This is a genomic window from Mycolicibacterium llatzerense (genome assembly GCF_025331195.1).
GTDB classification, from domain to species: Bacteria; Actinomycetota; Actinomycetes; order Mycobacteriales; family Mycobacteriaceae; genus Mycobacterium; species Mycobacterium llatzerense.
In genome coordinates, this window is the sequence record NZ_LXOV01000001.1 from 718,439 (window position 1) to 736,078 (window position 17,640).

General features: G+C 67.9%; 15 protein-coding genes. 7 read left to right on the plus strand and 8 right to left on the minus strand.

Annotation, left to right across the window (positions count from 1 at the left end; all coding sequences use genetic code 11):
* Nucleotides 1-14: 14 nt before the first annotated feature.
* Together A7G45_RS03895 and A7G45_RS03900 are read left to right on the plus strand one after the other, a co-directional pair.
* Complete coding sequence (locus A7G45_RS03895) at nucleotides 15-281, plus strand: hypothetical protein (RefSeq protein WP_043390206.1); 267 nt, start codon at nucleotides 15-17, stop codon at nucleotides 279-281.
* A gap of 88 nt (nucleotides 282-369) precedes the next feature.
* Nucleotides 370-669 carry a hypothetical protein gene (locus tag A7G45_RS03900; RefSeq protein ID WP_260933929.1) on the plus strand — a complete coding sequence of 100 codons (300 nt, stop codon included), beginning with the start codon at nucleotides 370-372 and terminating at the stop codon, nucleotides 667-669.
* 9 nt (nucleotides 670-678) lie between these two features.
* On the opposite strand, the gene A7G45_RS03905 is transcribed toward A7G45_RS03900, so the two are convergent.
* Complete coding sequence (locus A7G45_RS03905) at nucleotides 679-2,436, minus strand: SulP family inorganic anion transporter (RefSeq protein ID WP_260933931.1); 1,758 nt, start codon at nucleotides 2,434-2,436, stop codon at nucleotides 679-681.
* Nucleotides 2,433-3,482, minus strand: a complete 1,050-nt coding sequence (locus tag A7G45_RS03910) for a sulfate ABC transporter substrate-binding protein (protein WP_260933935.1) — start codon at nucleotides 3,480-3,482, stop codon at nucleotides 2,433-2,435. The genes A7G45_RS03905 and A7G45_RS03910 overlap by 4 nt, the downstream gene beginning before the upstream one ends.
* Before the next feature lie 101 nt (nucleotides 3,483-3,583).
* Between A7G45_RS03910 and A7G45_RS03915 the strand changes: the two genes are divergently transcribed.
* Genes A7G45_RS03915 through A7G45_RS03925 form a run of 3 tightly spaced genes read left to right on the plus strand, consistent with a single transcriptional unit; the run spans nucleotide 3,584 to nucleotide 5,474 of the window.
* On the plus strand, nucleotides 3,584-4,129 hold the full coding sequence (locus tag A7G45_RS03915; RefSeq protein ID WP_260933938.1) for a hypothetical protein: 546 nt from the start codon (nucleotides 3,584-3,586) through the stop codon (nucleotides 4,127-4,129).
* A gap of 19 nt (nucleotides 4,130-4,148) precedes the next feature.
* Nucleotides 4,149-5,078 carry an LLM class F420-dependent oxidoreductase gene (locus A7G45_RS03920; RefSeq protein WP_260933941.1) on the plus strand — a complete coding sequence of 310 codons (930 nt, stop codon included), beginning with the start codon at nucleotides 4,149-4,151 and terminating at the stop codon, nucleotides 5,076-5,078.
* Nucleotides 5,079-5,084: 6 nt separating this feature from the next.
* Nucleotides 5,085-5,474: a hypothetical protein gene (locus A7G45_RS03925; RefSeq protein ID WP_260933943.1), complete on the plus strand. Its 390-nt coding sequence runs from the start codon at nucleotides 5,085-5,087 to the stop codon at nucleotides 5,472-5,474.
* On the opposite strand, the gene A7G45_RS03930 is transcribed toward A7G45_RS03925, so the two are convergent.
* The 6 genes from A7G45_RS03930 to A7G45_RS03955 all read right to left on the minus strand — a co-directional run bounded on the left by A7G45_RS03930 (nucleotide 5,471) and on the right by A7G45_RS03955 (nucleotide 12,808).
* Nucleotides 5,471-6,712: a DUF445 domain-containing protein gene (locus tag A7G45_RS03930; RefSeq protein ID WP_260933946.1), complete on the minus strand. Its 1,242-nt coding sequence runs from the start codon at nucleotides 6,710-6,712 to the stop codon at nucleotides 5,471-5,473. The two genes, A7G45_RS03925 and A7G45_RS03930, sit on opposite strands and share 4 nt — an antisense overlap.
* Entirely contained in the window at nucleotides 6,712-7,395 is a 684-nt protein-coding gene (locus A7G45_RS03935; protein ID WP_260933948.1) for an Abi-alpha family protein, read from the minus strand. Before A7G45_RS03935 ends, A7G45_RS03930 begins: the two co-directional genes overlap by 1 nt.
* A 51-nt stretch (nucleotides 7,396-7,446) precedes the next feature.
* Nucleotides 7,447-8,961 (minus strand): dynamin family protein, encoded by a 1,515-nt coding sequence (locus tag A7G45_RS03940; RefSeq protein ID WP_043390187.1) that lies wholly within the window; start codon nucleotides 8,959-8,961, stop codon nucleotides 7,447-7,449.
* A complete protein-coding gene (locus A7G45_RS03945; protein WP_390892786.1) occupies nucleotides 8,958-10,844 on the minus strand; it encodes a dynamin family protein in 1,887 nt (628 codons plus the stop codon). Before A7G45_RS03945 ends, A7G45_RS03940 begins: the two co-directional genes overlap by 4 nt.
* Before the next feature lie 52 nt (nucleotides 10,845-10,896).
* On the minus strand, nucleotides 10,897-12,015 hold the full coding sequence (locus A7G45_RS03950; protein ID WP_043390182.1) for an IniB N-terminal domain-containing protein: 1,119 nt from the start codon (nucleotides 12,013-12,015) through the stop codon (nucleotides 10,897-10,899).
* A gap of 256 nt (nucleotides 12,016-12,271) precedes the next feature.
* On the minus strand, nucleotides 12,272-12,808 hold the full coding sequence (locus A7G45_RS03955) for an Rv0340 family IniB-related protein (protein WP_260933954.1): 537 nt from the start codon (nucleotides 12,806-12,808) through the stop codon (nucleotides 12,272-12,274).
* Nucleotides 12,809-13,051: 243 nt separating this feature from the next.
* On the opposite strand from A7G45_RS03955, the gene A7G45_RS03960 reads away from it, so the two are divergent.
* A complete protein-coding gene (locus A7G45_RS03960; RefSeq protein ID WP_260933956.1) occupies nucleotides 13,052-15,067 on the plus strand; it encodes an Hsp70 family protein in 2,016 nt (671 codons plus the stop codon).
* The gene (gene iniR, locus A7G45_RS03965; RefSeq protein ID WP_260933958.1) at nucleotides 15,064-17,544 is read left to right on the plus strand and encodes an isoniazid response ATPase/transcriptional regulator IniR; all 2,481 of its coding nucleotides are present in this window, start codon (nucleotides 15,064-15,066) and stop codon (nucleotides 17,542-17,544) included. Before A7G45_RS03960 ends, iniR begins: the two co-directional genes overlap by 4 nt.
* Nucleotides 17,545-17,640: the final 96 nt, after the last annotated feature.

Here is a 17,640-nt window from a genome sequence, read left to right on the forward strand (position 1 = left end):
CGAAGGTAGATGACATGTTGAAGTCCGCAGCTGCAGTGCTTTTCCTGCTGGCGTCCGCAGCCGTACCGGCCGTCAGCACACCGGCCGCACACGCCGATGTGTGTGGCAGTGTCGGCGGCCGGCACGTCAGTGCCGGTGGGTGCACGAACGTCGCCGGCGACGCCGCGATGGCCGCCGCCGCTCCGGAGGACGCGGCCGCCCAGGCTGCCGCGGGCCGGCCGCCGTGTTACACCCCGGCCGGGGTGCCCTACTACACACCGGGCGACTTGCCTTGTAACTGAGCTTCGCTGCGCCGAATGTGAAGTAGATCGCGAAGATTCAGCGAAATCTCGCCATCTACTTCACGTTCGACGTCGTTATGGTGAGTTCATGCATAAATCTCTGCAGCGTGCCGCCATCATCGCCGCGGCCGCCTTGGCGCCCATGGCCATCACCGCGGCGATCACCCCTGCCGTGAGTCACGCGGACTGCGACAACGGCACCTGGTGGGACCCGGTGCAGAACCGGTGCCAGGCGCCGCTGGTGCAGAACTGTCCCGGCGGCTGGTGGGACCCGAACATCAACAGCTGCCGGCCGCCGGTCTCGACGACGCCGCTCGACTGCCGCGACGGCGCCTGGTGGGACCCGATCAACAACATCTGCCGGCCGCCGGTGCTGCCTCCGCAGTAGCAGGTCCCGTCAGACCAGGTAGTACAGCTCCCCGGCGCTGCTGACGCCACCGGGGACCAGCCGCGACTCCGCGTAGCGGACCGCCTTGAGCGTTGCCGAGAACTCCTTCTCTCCTTCGGGGAAGATACGTTCGTCCGGGAACCACTTTCGCAGCCCGACGTTGCCCAGGACGTCCAGAGTGTCGGGCCGAACGCCGGCCAGCAGGACTGTGATGCCCAGCTCGGTCAGGTCATGCAGGAACCGCTCGATACGCTCGATACCGACCGCGTCAGGATTGCGGGCCCGTTTGAGACGGAGCACCACGAATTGGGTGCCTTCGGCCTTGACCCGCTCGGTGAGCGCGTCCAATGCGTGCTCGATTTCCGGTGCGGCACCGAAGAACAACTCTCCTTCGATGTCGTAGATCAGCACCGCCGGATTGTCCGGCTCGTCGCCGACCCGTTCCCGGACGACTCGTTCCGGGGTGACCACGAGCTCGGCGATCTTGAGCTTGGAGGCCCGTGGGACGAACAGCAGGATCGACAGCAGCACGCCGAGCAGCACCGCCTTGTCCAGATCGATGACCACGCCGGTGATTGCCGTGACGATCACCAACCCGGCGTCGTAGCGAGATGCCCTGACCGTGTGCACCAGTCGTTGGAAATCGACCAGGCGAACCGCGGTCACCAGCAGCAGGCCGGCCAGCGCCGCCTTCGGAATGTAACTCAGCAGCGGCGCGAACAGCAGCAGTGCGCCGGCGACCGCCACCGACGCGATGACGCCGGAAAACCTGGTGGCCGCGCCGGCCTGGAAGTTGATCGCAGACCGTGACAACGAACCCGAACCGGGCAGGCTCTGGAAGAAGCCGCCGCTGAGGTTGGCCAACCCCTCCGCCAGAATCTGCCGGTTGTAGTCGATCTTCTGCTGCGTCTGGTGCGCAATGGCTTTCGCGATCGACAGCGCCTCGATCAAGCCGATGAAAGCTACCGCCAACGCGCCCTCCGACAGATGCGGCAGCCACTCCCAATGCACCACCGGAATGTGGAAGTCGGGCAGGCTGGCGGGAATCTTCCCGGTGATCGACACCGCGGTCTTGCCCCCGTGTCCGGGTGTCGACCAGCCCGAGAAGTAGGCGATCAGGGCCGCAATGACCAAGACGGCAAGCATGTCGATCTGCGGCCAGCCGTAGCGCTGCACCAACTTTCGGAGCACCACGGCTGCGACGACAGCTGTGCCGCTCAGTACCACGGCTCGATAGTTGATCGCGTCGCCGTGGAACAGCGTGAGGTAGGTGCGGTACAGCACCTGCATGTTGCCGTTGCCCCGGTCCTTGACGCCGAGCGCATTTCCCAACTGGCCCAAGGCAAGTAGGAACGCCGCTGCCGCCATGAACCCGACGATCACGGACTCGGAGATGTAGCGGGTCAGGTCACCCAGTTTGAACACCGCGATCAGGATCTGAATGGTGCCCACCAGCACCGCGAGCAGGAACAGCGCTTCGAACAGTTCGGTGCGGTTCTCGGGATCGATGAACGCCAATGAGCTGAACACCAGTAGCGAGATGGCGCTGGTGGGTCCGTTGATCAGGTGTGACGACGAACCGAATATCGACGCGATGAGCGTCACCACGATGGCCGAGAAGACGCCGTATTTGGGGTCGACGCCGGCGATCAGGGCGTAGGCCATGCCCTGCGGCAGCGCGATGGCGGCCACCGTCAGGCCGGCAATCAGATCGCGCCGGGCGAGGGTGCGGTCGTAGTTGTGTTTCAGGTTCGAAAGCAGGCTCACGATCCCACCACCGTTCGTTGCGCAGGAAGATGAATGGTGTCGACGATTCCGTTGTCGCCGAAGAACTTTTCGGCGGCGTCATCCCAGTCCTTGGCGATCGCGGACACCGGGAACAGCGAGATGTCCGGCAACTTGGCCCGATACTTGGCCTGGATCTGCGGGTTGATCGAGCGGTAACCGTACTGCGCAATGACGTCTTGGGCAGGGTCGGTGAACAGGTAGTTCAGGTAGGCCTTCGCGTAGGCCTCGGTCTTCTTGCCGGCCACGTTCGCATCTACCCAGGCCACCGCAGGTTCGGCCTTGATGCTCACTGGTGGATACACGATCTGCAGCTCGTTGGGTGCCGCAGCCACTTCCCGGATGGCTTCGTTCTCCCACGTCAGGTGCACATCGCCGATCTTCTGCACGGCGAAGCTGGTGGCCGCGCCGCGCGCGCCCTCATCGGCGACGGCGACGTGCTTGAACAACGCCGCCAGGTAGTCGTGGGCCGCCGCCTCGGAGCCACCGCGGGTCGTCACCGAACCCCACCCGGCGAGCACGCTGAGCTTGCCGTTGCCCGACGTGCGCGGGTCCGGGGTCACCACCGAGACATCGCCCTTGACCAGATCGGGCCAGTCATGAACGTTCTTCGGGTTGTCCTTGCGGACCACGAACACGATGGTCGACGTATAGGGGACCGAGTTGTTGGGTAGCCGGTGCTGCCAGTCCTTGGCGATCAGCCCGCGCTTGGCGAGCTTGTCGACGTCACTGACCAAGGCCAGTGAGACCACACCGGCTTTCGACGTGCCGTCGATGACGTTGCGCGCCTGCCGGCCGGATCCGCCGTGCGACTGCGCGATGTCGACGGTGACGCCGGACTGCTTGCGGTACTGCGCGATGAACTGCGGGTCCAGCGCCGCGTACAGCTCGCGCGTCGGGTCGTACGACACGTTCAGCAGTGCATCCGGCGATGAACCGTGAATGTTCTTGAACCCGATCAGAACTCCGGCCACCGCGATGGCGACGACGCCGACCACACCGAGCGGGGATATGTGTTTTCTGCTCATCGCCACCTCTGTTCACTACGGAAGATCGACGTTAGGCAGCAGGACGCGCCGGGGCAGCGGTCTGGATCAGCGCGATCGGATCTCCCGTAGCCTGATGGCCGATGAACCACACACGGCTCACCATGTCTGCTACCGCTGCGCTGGCGGTCGCGCTGCTCGCGGGCTGCGACAGCACCACCCCCGGCAGCCCGAAGTCGGGACTACCCGCGGGCGAATCGTCTGCCGTGAGCACCCCGACACCATCCGAGAAGGCCATCCGCCCGGTGCCGGTCAGCCCGATCCCGGCACCGAGCGCCGCGCCGCCTACCGCGCAGGCCCTTGCTCCGCAGAACGGCTACGTCTTCGTCGCGACGAAGTCCGGCCAGACCCGGTGCCAGCTCAACACTGACGCGGTCGATTGCGAGTCGGCCTTCGCCAACGCCCCGACGATCGATGGGGAGACCGCGCGCGGCGTCCGGGTCACCGCTGCCGGCAAATTGTCTTGGGGGGTGGGCAATCTCGGGGCCATCCCGACGGTCACCCTCGACTACCAGACGTACTCGGCGGTGGGCTGGACCATCCTCGCCGGAGCCGAAGGCACCCGGTTCACCAATGCCGGTACCGGCCACGGGATGTTCGTCTCGACCGCGGGCGTGAAGGCGTTCTGATTTCATTAGGCTAGGTGGCATGGACTTCCGGGTATTCGTCGAACCGCAGCAGGGTGCCACCTACGCCGACCAGCTTGCCGTGGCGCAGGCCGCCGAAAGCCTCGACTACTCGGCGTTTTTCCGGTCCGACCATTACCTGGCCATGGCCGGTGACGGGCTGCCCGGCCCCACCGATTCGTGGGTGACACTCGGCGGCATCGCCCGCGAGACCAGCACCATCCGGTTGGGCACCATGGTCACCTCGGCGACGTTCCGGCATCCCGGCCCGCTCGCCATCGCCGTCGCGCAGGTCGACGAAATGAGCGGTGGCCGTGTGGAATTGGGCCTGGGCGCCGGCTGGTTCGCCGAGGAGCACGAGGCCTACGCCATTCCGTTCCCGCCGCTGGGCGAGCGCTTCGACCGGCTCGACGAGCAGCTGCAGATCCTCACCGGCTTCTGGGACACCCCGGTCGGCGAACACTTCGACTTCGCCGGAAAGCACTACACCGTCAAGAACTCCCCGGCCCTCCCGAAGCCGGCGCAGGCCCACCCGCCGGTGATCATCGGTGGCGGCGGCGCCAAGCGGACCCCGGCGTTGGCCGCGCGGTTCGCGTCCGAGTTCAACATTCCGTTCGTCGATATCGACACGCTCACCACCCAGTTCGGCCGGGTGCGGGCGGCCGTGGCAGCAGCGGGCCGGGCACCCGAAAGCATCACGTACTCGGCAGCTTTCGTGCTGTGCGCGGGCAAAGACGATGCGGAGATCGCCCGCCGGGCCGCCGCCATCGGCCGCGAGGTCGACGAGATGCGCAGCAACTCCCCCACGGTCGGCACCCCGGCCGAGATCGTCGACAAGCTGGCGCCGTTCGTCGCCGCCGGGGTCGAGCGCATCTACCTTCAGGTGCTGGACATGGCTGACCTCGACCACATCGACTTCTTCAGCACGGAAGTCATTCCACAGCTACGCTGACCGGCCATGACCGAGCGGCCGTGGCACGAGCGCACCCCGCACGTCGTCGGCGCCAGCATCGCGGCGGTCGCCGCGATCGCGCTGCTGTATTTCGCGGGGTCATGGCTGACGCGGCACTACAACCAGCCGCAGCCCCCGCCGGTGCCCGTCATCGTGGACGACTCGAGTCACTCGGCCACGACCACAACGGCGACGGCCTCCCCGACGTCGACCAGCTACCCGTCGACGACGCCGACGACCACCGACATCGACCTGCCGCTCACGACTGACACGACGTCGACCACGACCGCGCCGTCGGGCGACAGCACGACCACCCGCCGCACCCCGACACCAACGACGTCGACGTCGATCACCCAGTCCCGGCGCACCCACCCGACGGGGCCGCGCCCGCACTAGTGCGTGAAGAACTCGATCATCAGGACCTGGAGTTCACCGACGCAGCCACCGAGGATGGCGCCGATGGCGATCATCAACGGCTCGTCGTCCTTGAACACCGGCCGCAGAATCGACTCGTACTCCTCGTTGGAGAGCTGATTCATCTTCTCGACGATCGTGCGCTCGAGGTCGATCTGGCTCATGGCGTAGTCCTGCGCGTCCAGCAGCGTGTCCGGCAGCCGCTCGACCACCAGGTCGACGATCTTGTCCTTCAGCGCGTTGTACTTCGACGTGCCGACCGCGAACTTCACGACGGTGCCGGTCAACCCGCCGACCTCGCTGTCGATGGCGGCCTCGACCTCGCGCGCGATCATCGCGAACAGCTTGTCGGCGCCCGGACCCTTGAGGATGCCGTCGAAGAGGATGTCGGGGGCGAACAGGTCCTCGGAGAGGATGCGGGCATAGTCCGCGGTGATCTTCTCCCGCTGGGCGTGCAACAGCCCCTGGAACTTGATGAAGCCCAGGTACTTCGTCGGCTTGACCGGACGGAACAGCATGTTCAGCGCGATGTAGTCGCTGACCAGACCGATACCGAAACCGAACGCCGGCATGATCCACGGCAGTTTGAAAATGGCCCAGACGAACATCTGCGCGGTGCCGATGATCAAACCGAAGTAGATGCCACTGCGCCGCACGAACGCCATGGCGTCGTCGCTCAGGCCGCGCATCAGCTTGTTGAGCTTCTCCTTGTTGCGCACCAGCGTGGTGACCGAGAGGAACTGCAGGTCGACGAACCGGCTCAGGTCCGACTGCATCTCGTTCAGCATCTTCTCGGTGATGCGCGGGGCCTGCGAGTGAATGCGGTTCAGGATGGCCTGCCGCCCGGCCTCGGGCAACGAATTCCACAGGCCCGGGCGGATCTCTTCGGCGACGTCGCGGGCGATGTCGTTGATCGACGCCGCCAGGGGTTCGCGCAACGCCTCGACGGCCTCTTTGGCGTCGATCCGGGACAACAGCTCCTCGGGTTTGAGCAGGTTCGCGGTGAGCAGCTCGATGGTTGTGGAGCCGACCTTGCCGGCGCGCCGCGGGATGATGCCCTGCCAGCCGATGGGACCGATGCCCTTGAACTCCAGCGGCCGGTAGATCATCTCCATCGCGACGATCTTGGTGCTCCAGCCGACGAACGCGGCCACCAGCGGCATGGAGAAGTAGATGATCCAGTGCTCGCGGAAGTCGAGAAGGATCTCGGTCAAAGACATCAGTGCCACCCGTCTTGGTTGTCCTCCGCGGTGGCGGCGGCCCACAGCGATCGGCCCAGCGGCGACAACGTCAACGTCAGCTTCTCCACCTTGGCGGGCAGCGGACCCTTCGACGCGGCCTTGATCGCGTTGAGGACGATGGTCTCAGCCATCAACACCTCATACTCGGTTTTCAGCGCAGAATCCTCCGGCCCGATCTCCACGAGGCGCAGCGCCAGCAAATGCCCGACGTACTGCGGCGTCATCTGCGGGAGCGCGACGTTCGCGGTCCGGCCGACCAGTGCCGCGTTCTCCAGCACCGCCTTGCGGGTCCGGTCGAACACGTTCACCAAGGGAGAGACGGAGCCGTCGGACAGCGCTCCGACGATGCGGGCCTCGTCGGCGACCAACTGATCGAGCAGGTGGTGGTACAGCTCGGTCTGGCTGCCGGCGGTGTTCTGGTCGAGCGCCCGATTCAGCAGCTGGCTCATCTTGGAGTTGAGCGAGTCGTCGCTGTCTGCCTGTTTGGACGTATCGCCCGCCGAGACGACGTCGTCGTCGCCTTCTTCCGGTTCCAGTTCGTTGAGGCCTTTACGCAGCGCGCCGACGATCTGCTGTTCGGTCCAGCTGTAGACGTCGAGCCCGAGTCGAGCGGCGTCGACCGCGCGTCCTACCAGTCCAAAGGGGTCAAACGATTGAGCCACCCGCAAACGGTAGCTGCGCGGAGTACCAAATGGCGAACGATCTCGAATATCTCACCTTCCCTGCGCCGCGTAGTCGGCGACCAGGGCCTCGGCACTGCGCACAGCGGCCTTGCAAGCGCGTGCGGTGAAGGGGTCGTTGAGCGGATGATCGGCCCGTCGGCGCCACCGCTGCACCGCCGCGAACGCCGCCCGCGGGCCGTCATACGGTGCATCGTTGCTCAACCCCAGCCGGCTCGCCGCGTCGGTGCCCGACCCACCGATGATGCGGCGCAGTGAGGCCATCTCATCGGAGTTCAATGTGGTTGGACGGGAACGCAGTTGACCGAGCAGGCGCAGCTCTTCGAAGGCGTGGGTATCGGCCAGCAGCGGATCGATGTCGGCCAGGATGAACGGCGTCGCGTAGATGGGATTGGCTTCCACGAAGCGGCGCAGCGAGCGCAGCGCCGTGTGCGCCTTGAGCATGTCGGCGCGCTGCGCGAACTGCTGGTCGATGACGTCGCGCAGGGACACCAACCCGCTGCGTTCCAGCAGCTCGTCAGCCAGCCCTTGCGAGTCGGTGACGCCGGCGCGCAGCACCGCGATCGCGATCCGGATGCCGAACATGCCGAACCGGTCCAGCAGCGCGGCCCGGGTGATGGCGTCCACCGGCAGCGAATCATCCTGTCGGGCGAAACGATCCGCCGACAGCATGGCCTTGGTCAGGGCGGTGGCGCCGTCACCGTCCAGGGCAGCCAGCTTCTGCAGTGCCGTGAACTCACTCTGCTGCAACGTGCGCGCGGTCAGCGCCAGTAGCCCCGATACCGGGACGACGGCCTGGCAGACTCCGGTCCGGTCCAGCTCCGTTGTGAACCGGGTGGCCACCTCACGGGCCGACATCATCGCGTCGATGCGTCCGGCCCCGATCTCGTCGGCGCGCGAGGCCACCCCGATGACGCCAAGGGCACCCGAGCCGCTGCCGACGAGTTCGCCGATCTGCTTGAGCAGCGCGATGTCTGGCGCGTTGAGGGTGCGTAGCAGGAACACGACGGCGTCCACGCGCGGGACGCCGTCCCGCGGCACCAGCAGTTGCAGCGTCCGGTCGGACACGTCACGCGACAGCGACGATGTGCCCGGGGTGTCGATGATGGTGGTGTGTTCCAATTCGACTGCGGGCCACTGCACGTCGAGGTCGACGATGTCTCCCACGTTGGCGGCGCCCTGCGCCCCGGAGTACCTCGCGAGGTCGAACGTCAGGCCGTCGGCACGGGTGATCGGCACGTCGGTGCGGCGGCCGTCCCGATGGTTCGCGGTGACGCGGGGCGCCGTGCCGTGCCGGAACCAGGTGACCAGGCGGGTGGCCTCGGTGGCGTCGGTGGGCGCAATCTCCTCGCCCACAAGCGCATTCACCAGTGTCGATTTGCCGGACTTGAGGGTGCCGGCCAAGGCGATCCGGATGGGCTGATCGAGCCGACGGGCGATCCAGTCCAGTTCGGCCAGGGCCTGCGGCCGGTGCTGGAAAACGGGGTCGGATCGGTAGGCAGAGGTGACGCCGCCCAGGATGGCGCGGACGCGGGCGCTGGTGCTCACTGGGCCAGCGACGGCGTCAGTTTCACCGCATTGTCGAGGACCTGGCGCAGAATGTTCAACTGCCGCTCCAGTTCCCGCACGCGGTTGTCGCGCTCGCCCGCCTCGATCTGCGCTGAGGCGAGCATCGCCTGCAGCGATTCGTTGAGCGATCGGGTGGTCTGGTTGGCGATGCCACGGTAGTGATCACGCAAGTGGCGCTGGATGTTTCGCAGCCGGTCGCGCGACTCTTTACCGACGGCGAACGACACGTCATCGACGAACCGGCGGACGTTCATCTTCGCCTCGCCGCGCACGCGCAGCATCCGGTTCTCCATGTCTTCCTTGTATGCCTTGCGGCCCAGCACAAGTCCGGCACCCAGCGACAGCGGGTTGAACATGCCCAGCCCGGCGAACGAGGTCAGCATGCCGAACATCAGCACACCACCATACGACCCGCGCATCCCGGTGATCACCTTGTGCCCGGCCCTGATCGGCTCGGACTCCAGCCGCGCCACGGGGTTGAACTCGCCCAGGCCGGCGCCCATGTCGCGGGCCCTGACCTCGGCCAATTCCACCGAGTCCAGCCCGGCCTGGACGAAGTTGCGGGCCACCTCGGCGGCCAGCGCCTCGGCGCGTTGGTGGGCCCAGACGAAGTTGTCGCCGACGGCGGTGGCGACCACGTTCTCCAACTCGGCGCCGATCTCGGCCCAGTGCTGGGTGGGATCGCAGCCGTCGATGATGCGCTCGGTGTGCGAGGTGATGTTGCGGAACCGGTTGCGCAGGTCGTGGTCGACGTCGGCGGTCAGGTCGGCGATACCGTCGTTGAGCACCTGCTGCCACAATGCGGTCTGCTGCAACGCCTCCTGCGCTTCGTCCTTCTTGCGCTCCAGCTCGGCTTTGATCCGCTCGATCTTGTCGGGGTCGTTGATCGCGGCCAGCTCGGTGGACAACGCCAGCGTGAGATGCTCGGCGGCCGCATGGATTTCGGTGACGACCTCGTCCTTGATCCGGTCGTTTTCACGGCTCAGCACCTTGTCGGTGAGGAACTTGATGATCGCCGGGAAGTTGGACTCGTCGTTGAGTTCCTTGTCACCCAGGGCCAGCGCGTGGGTGCGCAGCGCCGAAGAAACGGGAGTCACCGGGAGCGACAAGCGCGCCCGCTGCAGGTGCGCATCGTTGGCCGCGACGATCTCCCGCCAATGCGGGTACAGGTCGGTCTTGGTGGCGACAATCGTTGCCACCGGACAGATTTCGACGGCCTGGCGGATGAACGTGAGTTCGGGGGCGGTGAACTCCTGGCTGGTGTCGCTGACCATCAGGAGGGCATCGGCGTCGGGCAGCAGTCCCAGCGTCGCCGACAGGTGGGGCTGTCCCAGCCCGCCCACACCGGGGGTGTCGACGAAGGTGAGTCCGCCTTTGAGCATCGGGCTCGGCGCCGCGACCTCGACGCGCAGCACCTGACGGCCTTGCGCTTGCGGAGCCTGACGCAGATCGGTCGACAGCTGGTTGGGCGGGATGGCGACGACGGACGGATCGCCGCCTTCCTGGGGCGAGGCCAGCACGAGTTCCGCGGCCGCCGCGTCGCCGTAGTGCACGACGGTGGTGAGCACGGTGCTCTCGTCGTCGCCGACCCGCGCGACCGGCATGTTCAGCAGCGAGTTCAGCAACTGGCTCTTGCCCTGCTTGAGCTGGCCGGCGATGACCACCCGGATCTGTGGATCGCTGATCCGGGTCTTGGCCGCCAGCAACCGCTGCGCCAGGTCGTCGCGGTCGCTGAGGCCCGCGATCCGGCTGGTGTGGTCGATCAACTCGACGATCACCGCGACCGGGCGCGGATTCGCCTCGTTCGGTTGCGTCACTGGGCTCTCCTCGACTGCATTCTCGCTGACTAACGGTATGCGCAAACGACCGGCGGGGCCTGTAAGTGGCCCCGCCGGAACGGTTTGTCGCGATCGATCAGTGCATGTGCGGATCGATGTGGGTGTTGTGGCTCATGTCGGTGGTGGTGTGGGTTTCGACCGGTGCGTAGGTGTTCATGCTGGCCTCGTGCACCGAGTTGTCGGCGACCGTGCTGTGCACGGAGTTGTCGGCGGTCAGATCGGTGTGGGTGGTGTTCCCGCTGCCGATGTTGGTGTGGGTGCTGTTGCCGCTACCGATGCTGGTGTTGGCCGTGTTCCCGCTGTTCAGGCTGGTGTTCACCGTCGAGGAGTGCGACGAGTCGTCGATGACGCTCTTGTTGCCGCTGCCCAGGTCGCCACCGACCGTGGTCTGGCTGCCACCGACGTGCGTCGACGTGGTGTTGCCGTCGTTGATGACGATGTTGCCACCGCTGCCGCCGCTGCCCGCGTTGGCGTGGCCGCCACCGATCAGGCCGCCGCCGGCGCTGGCGCTGCCGCCGTTGCCGCCACCGGTGTTGACGTCGCTGATGACCGGGCCGTGGTTACCGGCGATGACGTTGCCGCCCGCGGTGGTCGAGCTGTCGCTCGCGTGGTTGCCGGTGCCGACGATCACCGGGGAGTGGCTGCCGGTGAGGATGTCGCCGTTGGTGACGGTGTTGCCGTCGCCCTGCACCGCGCCCTTGCCGCTGGCGATGTCGCCGTGGTTGTTGCCCGCGATGTTGACGCCGCCGTCGCCCTGCTGGACGTGGCTGCCGCCGAGGGTGATGTCACCGAAGCCCAGGTTGAAGGCACCCTGCTGGGCGTTGGCACCGGCGTGCTGGTCGGGGCTCAGCACCGGGATGTCGTTGCCGCTGGCGATCGGCACGTTGTTGTGGCTCGCGAAGTCGGTCTGGTTGCGGCTGGCGAACTCGGTCTGCGGGGCGAATGCGGTCTGCGGGGAGAACGGCGAGGACATGCTGTAGTAGTCCGAGACCGCGTTCTGCAGGCCGACGACCGGGTCGCCGCCACCGAGCACCACACCGGCCGGGACGGCGCTGGCGGCGACTGCGGCGATCTGCGCGGAGGTGACACCGGCCAGGCCGGCGTCGCGCATGGTCTGCTCGGGGTTCGCGACGAACGAGCTCGCGACGGTGGGGAAGCGGAACAGGTCGATGATGAATTCGATCAGGCTGGTCATTGGAGTCCCTTTCGTTGGGGTGTTGCTCTTGAAGTTTTCTCGCCGGCTGTCCGGCGAACTGAGAACAACGTTAGGGGCCGTCAAGGGCTCTGCAAACGGGGCAACCACCCCTACCCCCAACGGAACGTAGTGGGGTGTCGCCACTCCCCCAATTAGGGGATTAGGGGATAACTAGGGTGTTTGCTGAGTATGCGGTGAGAAAACGCAAAACGCCGGTGGCCACAGTGGCCACCGGCGTTTGTCGGGTGTGAGCTGGTCAGCTGAAGAAGTCGAAGCCCTGATGGTGCTCGATGCCGGCCGACGGGTCTGCGGTGTCGATCGGATGCCAATCGAGCGCGCCAGGATCCGACAGCTGCCCGGAGTCGACGACCGGCACATCGTCGTGCAGGCCCAGGTCGTCGGACACGGCCAGGTCCGGCACGGTGTCGTGGACCGGCAGGCCCGGTCCGCCGTCGAATCCACCCAGGTCAGGATCAGAAATCACGTGCGGGGACACGACCGTCGGCACGTGGGTGTTGACGGCGTCGAAGGCGTCGAAGGCCGCGGTGGCAGCACCACTGGTCCATACGTTGACGCCCGGATCGTCGAACCCGACGGTCGGTACACCACCGGCCATGGACGACACCGTCCCCAGGGACTCGGACACCACCGGGATCAGGTGCGCGACGTCCGCCGTGGTGACGCCGCTGAGGTTGGCGTCGGCGATGGCACCGGCGGGGTCGGCGGCGTAGTGGGCTGCCACGTCGGGATCGCGGACCACCGACATGACGAAATCCAGTAGCGGATTTGCCACGGCACCTACTCCTTCCGTCGATTCGACATTTCGGGTCTCACACCAGGTAGACCCCTCGATAACTATTTTGATGCTATCGCCGATATAGCTCCTGGAGATCGGTGCTGACCCCAGCACCCGACACCTCCTGTTAGGGGCACTCCCATTAGGGATTCACCAATCGTTAGGGGATTGTGTCCCGCCCCCAGGCCGCCAGCGCATAGGGTGGCCACAGTTCGAGAGCGCGTCAAAGGAGTGGACTTCATGAGCAACGGGCTCGGTTTGTCGATCGGCCAGACCAACCTGGTGGCGGTGCCGGCCGGGCGACCGCCGGTGAGCCGTCGCGCCATCCTGGCCCTGTACCCGGATCGGCCCGCTGAAGTCGGCATCCCCACGCAGTCCGGCGGCCTGGTGCTGACCGGGTTCGTGGAGCGGGTCGGCGACCCGATCCCGCTGATCGCCCCGGACGGCTCGGCGCATCGCGGTGAAGCCGTCCTGGCCGAGGCCCTCGACTCCATGGCCCGCACCGCGGGCGGCGGCGCCCCGATCGTCATCGCCGCGCCCGCGCACTGGGGCATGTCCACCATCGGCGCACTCTCCGCGGCGCTGCGCGGCAAGCCCGGCCTGGCGGCCGCACCGGTGGTCTCCGACGCGGCCGCAGCCCTGGCCGGCCTCAAGGCCGGGTCCGGGCTGCCCGATCACGGTGTGGTGGCGCTCTGCGATTTCGGTGGCAGCGGCACCAGCGTCACCATCGCCGACGCCGCGACCCTGAGCCAGATCGGCGAGACCGTGCGCTACCCAGAGTTCTCCGGTGACCTGGTGGATCAGGCGCTGCTGAACCACGTCATCGCCGGCATCACCGAGTCGGCCGACGCCGACCCAGCCGGTACCGCGGCGGTCGGCTCGTTGTCCCAGCTGCGCGACCAGTGCCGGCAGGCCAAGGAGCGGCTGTCGTCCGAGACCGCGACGTCGGTCAACGCCAACCTGCCCGGCTTCGCGTCGGCCCTGCGCATCACCCGCCCGGAGCTGGAGCGGCTGCTCGAACCGGCCCTGGCGGGGCTGCTCGCCGTGGTCCAGGAAACCCTGCAGCGCAACCAGATTCCGGCCGGTGTCCTGACCTCCCTGGCGACCGTCGGCGGCGGTGCCTCGATTCCGATTGTCACCCAACGGCTTTCGGAGTATTTCCGGGTTCCGGTGGTGACCTCGCCGCAACCCGCGCTGACCGCGGCCGCCGGTGCCCCCCTGGTGGACCCGAGCACCATGAGCGCCGATGCACCGACGGGCATGGCTCCCACCATGGGCTGGGCGGCCGGCCCCGCGGGCTGGTCGGGTGGCCCCGCAACCATGGCCGCTCCGGTGCCGCCCGCGGACGCGAACCCGTCCTCGACCGTCGGGCCGTCCCTGGCCTGGTCTGACGACGAAGAGCCCGGTGCCGCGGTAGGTCTCCCGGACGACGGTGTCGAGCCCTACTCGGGCGGCGAATACCCGTCGGATTTCGCGACCGGCTACGCCGACGGCACCACCGCCCGGCCGGCGATGGACTTCGCGCATGAAGAAGAGGACAACCTGCCCGACGTGGCGCCGATGCCCTGGTACCGGCGCCCACCGCTGCTCTTCGGCGCGGCCGCGGCGGCGTTCCTGGTCGCCGGCGGCAGCTGGGCCGCGGTGGGGCTCACCAGCAATGACACCCCGTCCGGTCCGGTGACCGTCGACGTCACGACCACCATCACCGGCCCCGACGGCTCCATCACCACGAGCACCTACAAGGCCACGAAGTCCGTTGTGACGCAGACGAATCAGAATGGCCAGGTGGAGACGTCGACGGTGACCAACCCGGTCACCACCACTGACACACCGACCACCACGACCACCACCGATCCGTCGACCACGAGTTCGACGACCAGCTCGACGACCACCACCACCACGACTACGACGACCACCACCACCACGCCGACGACCACCACCACGACCACCACGACGCAGCCGCCCACCACGACCACCACCCAGCCGCCGACGACAACGACGCAACCGCCGACGACCACGCAGCCGCCCACCACCACGCAGCCGCCGCCGACGACGACGAAGCCGCCGACGACGCAGCCCAGCACGCAGACGCCCACGGCTGCGCCGACGACGCAGGCGCCGACCACGCAGGCCCCGGTGGAGCAAGCCCCCAAGACGGCCTCGGCATCGGTGGAAACCGGGTCGGCGCCGACAGCGTCGGTGGCCACCGCGTCAGCACCGATCACCGCGCAACCCTCGGCTTCGACCAGCCAATGACCGCGGCAGCCGGCACGTCGCTGGTGCTCGGCGGAATCGGCAGCGGCAAGACCACCGCGCTGGAAGCGGTGCGAAAGACGTTGCGGGCCAACGGCACGACGATGCTCGCTCGGGTACCGAAGTCCGGTGAAGCACCGGACGCGGCCATCGTCATCGACGACGCCCAGCTGCTCTCCCCGGCAGAACTGGATGTGCTGACCGAGCTGGCCGGCGATCCGGGCCGCACCGTGGTGGTCAGCGCCGAGCCGCTCGCGCATGAGCGCGCGCTCAACGCCCTCACCACCACGCTGAGCCGGCAGCATCCGCCGATTCAGCTGGCGCCGATGACGCCCCGCGACATCAACGAGGCGCTGGCCCGCGCCGGCGTCTCCGGCGCCCAGGTGCCCGGGCTGATCGCCGGCACCGGAGGCATCCCGCTGCTGGTGTATTCGGCGCTGTCCGCCCTGGCCGCGGGCGGCGATCCGGTCCGGGCCGCGTCTGTCGCGTTGAGCGAGCGGTTGCGCCGGCTGGACGAGCACCTGCTGGACACGTTGTTGTTGTGTTCGCTCAGCCCCGAACTGGGGGCCGACGACATCGCCGCCGCCCTGCAACTGCCCGGCGACGCGGCAGCGGTGCTGATGGACCGGGCCCGCGCGACTGGCCTGCTGTCCGCGGCGCTGCACCCGCGGTTCACCGACACGCTGCACCGGTGCCTCACCCGCCTGGTCGGCGCCGCGCGGCATCGCGAGACCGAGTCTCGGCTGCTGCGTTCACAGATCGAATCATCCACGCTGTCAACCGAATTGGCACTGAAGTTGGCGGAGCACGGCGCGGTCGACGACCTGCTGGCGGCAGACCTGATCCACCGCGCCGCGACCGCCGAGCCCCGGCAGGCAGCTCGCCTGTACCGCGCCGCGGCCCGCGCCGGCACCGCCCCGGCGGACGTCCACCTCGCTGATGCGCTGGCCGTGACCGGCGACTGCACCACCGCAGGCACCTTGGCCGACGAGCTGCTCACCGCGGCAGACGCGGGCGTCCGCGCCCAGGCCGTGCGCATCGCGGCCAGCGTCGCCATGCACGACGGTGCCGCCGCGCATGCCGCGGACCTGTTCCGGTGGCTCGGCCCTGATCCCGACCCGTTCGTCGCTGCCGCGGGTGCCGTGGTCGGTGTCGCCACGGCCGACGCGGAGCTGGCCCGGTCTTGTCTGCAGGCCGAAAACTCCATGCCACCAACGTCTTCCGCGCGTGCGGCGCGGGGCATGGCGGAGGGCCTGCTGCTGACGCTCGACCAGCCGTTCGCCGTGGCGATGGCGCGCCTGACGCAGGCCGTCGGATCCACCAACGGTGTCCACTCCGTCGCACCCGACAGCCCCGCCGCGCTGCTGAGCCTCGTCGCGCTGCACGGCGGCGACGCCGTCCGCGCGCGCAGCGTCATCGGCCGGGCGGTCCGGACCGGCACCGACCAGGGGTTCTCCGGTCTTCGTCACCGACTGCTGCTCGGCTGGATCCGGATGCTCGACGGCCAACTCGATTCCGCGGTCCCGGCATTGGGCACAGCCGAGATTGCCGACCTGCACCGCCGCGACGCCTTGTGGTTCAGCGCGCTGCAGACTGCCGTCGCACGGCGCAGCGGCGACACCGGCGCCTTGCAGAAACACTGGTACACGGCCATGGAGGTGCTGGCCGAATACTCGCTGGACCTGTTCGCGCTGCTGCCGCTGGGCGAGTTGTGGGTGGCCGCGGCCCGGCTGCAGCAGGTCGATCAGCTGCGCCAGCCCCTGGCCGAGGCGTTCGGGCTGCTGCGGGCCGCCGGCAATCCGGCACTGTGGTCGGTTCCGCTGCACTGGGCGGGCGTGCACGCCGGCATCCTGGCCAACGCGCCCGAGGCCGTCGCCCCGCACGGGCAGGCGCTGGCCGCGGCCAGCCGGGCCGAGGGCGCGCACGGCGCGTACGCCACCGCGCTGGCCGGCGCCGGTCGTGCCTGGCTGCGGGTGCTGGCCGACGGCGTCGACGCCGCGGAGGTGACGACGGCCGCCCGCGGGCTGGCCCGCTTCGGGTTGACGTGGGATGCCACGCGCCTGGCCAGTCAGGCGGCGTTGCATTCGGCGGACGGCCGGATCTCGGGTGCCATGTTGCAGCTGGCGCGTGACCTCAAGCAGGACGCAGCCCTCGAGGCCGCAGCCGACCCCGTCGAGCCTGCGGCCCCGGCTATTCCGCGTCCGAACGCAGATGTGCGCAACACCACACCACCTCCTGCCTCGGGCGACGCTCGGGCCACATCCGCCGCAACACCGGCCTGGACCCGGTTGTCCGACCGTGAACGCGAAGTCGCCGAGCTGGTGCTGCAGGGCATGCCCTACCGCGACATCGGGGCTCGTCTACTGATCTCAGCGAAGACCGTCGAACACCATGTCGCCCGCATTCGCCGCAGGTTGGGGGCCGAATCACGGTCGGAGATGTTGTCGATGCTGCGCGCGCTGCTCGTCGAAAGGGCCTGACGCCGGGCCTTATATATAGGGCCGCGAAGCGCGCGCCCGGCGAACGCCGGTTCATGGCAAAAAGCCGGCCCGAACCCGCAGCTCAAGTTAGGACAG

Excerpts from the sequence above, each read along its gene's own strand:
- A7G45_RS03895 (WP_043390206.1), top strand. The coding sequence starts at position 15 with ATGTTGAAGTCCGCAGCTGCAGTGCTTTTCCTGCTGGCGTCCGCAGCC.
- A7G45_RS03950 (WP_043390182.1), bottom strand. The coding sequence starts at position 12,015 with ATGACCAGCCTGATCGAATTCATCATCGACCTGTTCCGCTTCCCCACC.
- A7G45_RS03910 (WP_260933935.1), bottom strand. The coding sequence starts at position 3,482 with ATGAGCAGAAAACACATATCCCCGCTCGGTGTGGTCGGCGTCGTCGCC.
- iniR (WP_260933958.1), top strand. The coding sequence starts at position 15,064 with ATGACCGCGGCAGCCGGCACGTCGCTGGTGCTCGGCGGAATCGGCAGC.
- A7G45_RS03930 (WP_260933946.1), bottom strand. The coding sequence starts at position 6,712 with ATGTCTTTGACCGAGATCCTTCTCGACTTCCGCGAGCACTGGATCATC.
- A7G45_RS03920 (WP_260933941.1), top strand. The coding sequence starts at position 4,149 with ATGGACTTCCGGGTATTCGTCGAACCGCAGCAGGGTGCCACCTACGCC.
- A7G45_RS03960 (WP_260933956.1), top strand. The coding sequence starts at position 13,052 with ATGAGCAACGGGCTCGGTTTGTCGATCGGCCAGACCAACCTGGTGGCG.
- A7G45_RS03915 (WP_260933938.1), top strand. The coding sequence starts at position 3,584 with ATGAACCACACACGGCTCACCATGTCTGCTACCGCTGCGCTGGCGGTC.
- A7G45_RS03925 (WP_260933943.1), top strand. The coding sequence starts at position 5,085 with ATGACCGAGCGGCCGTGGCACGAGCGCACCCCGCACGTCGTCGGCGCC.
- A7G45_RS03900 (WP_260933929.1), top strand. The coding sequence starts at position 370 with ATGCATAAATCTCTGCAGCGTGCCGCCATCATCGCCGCGGCCGCCTTG.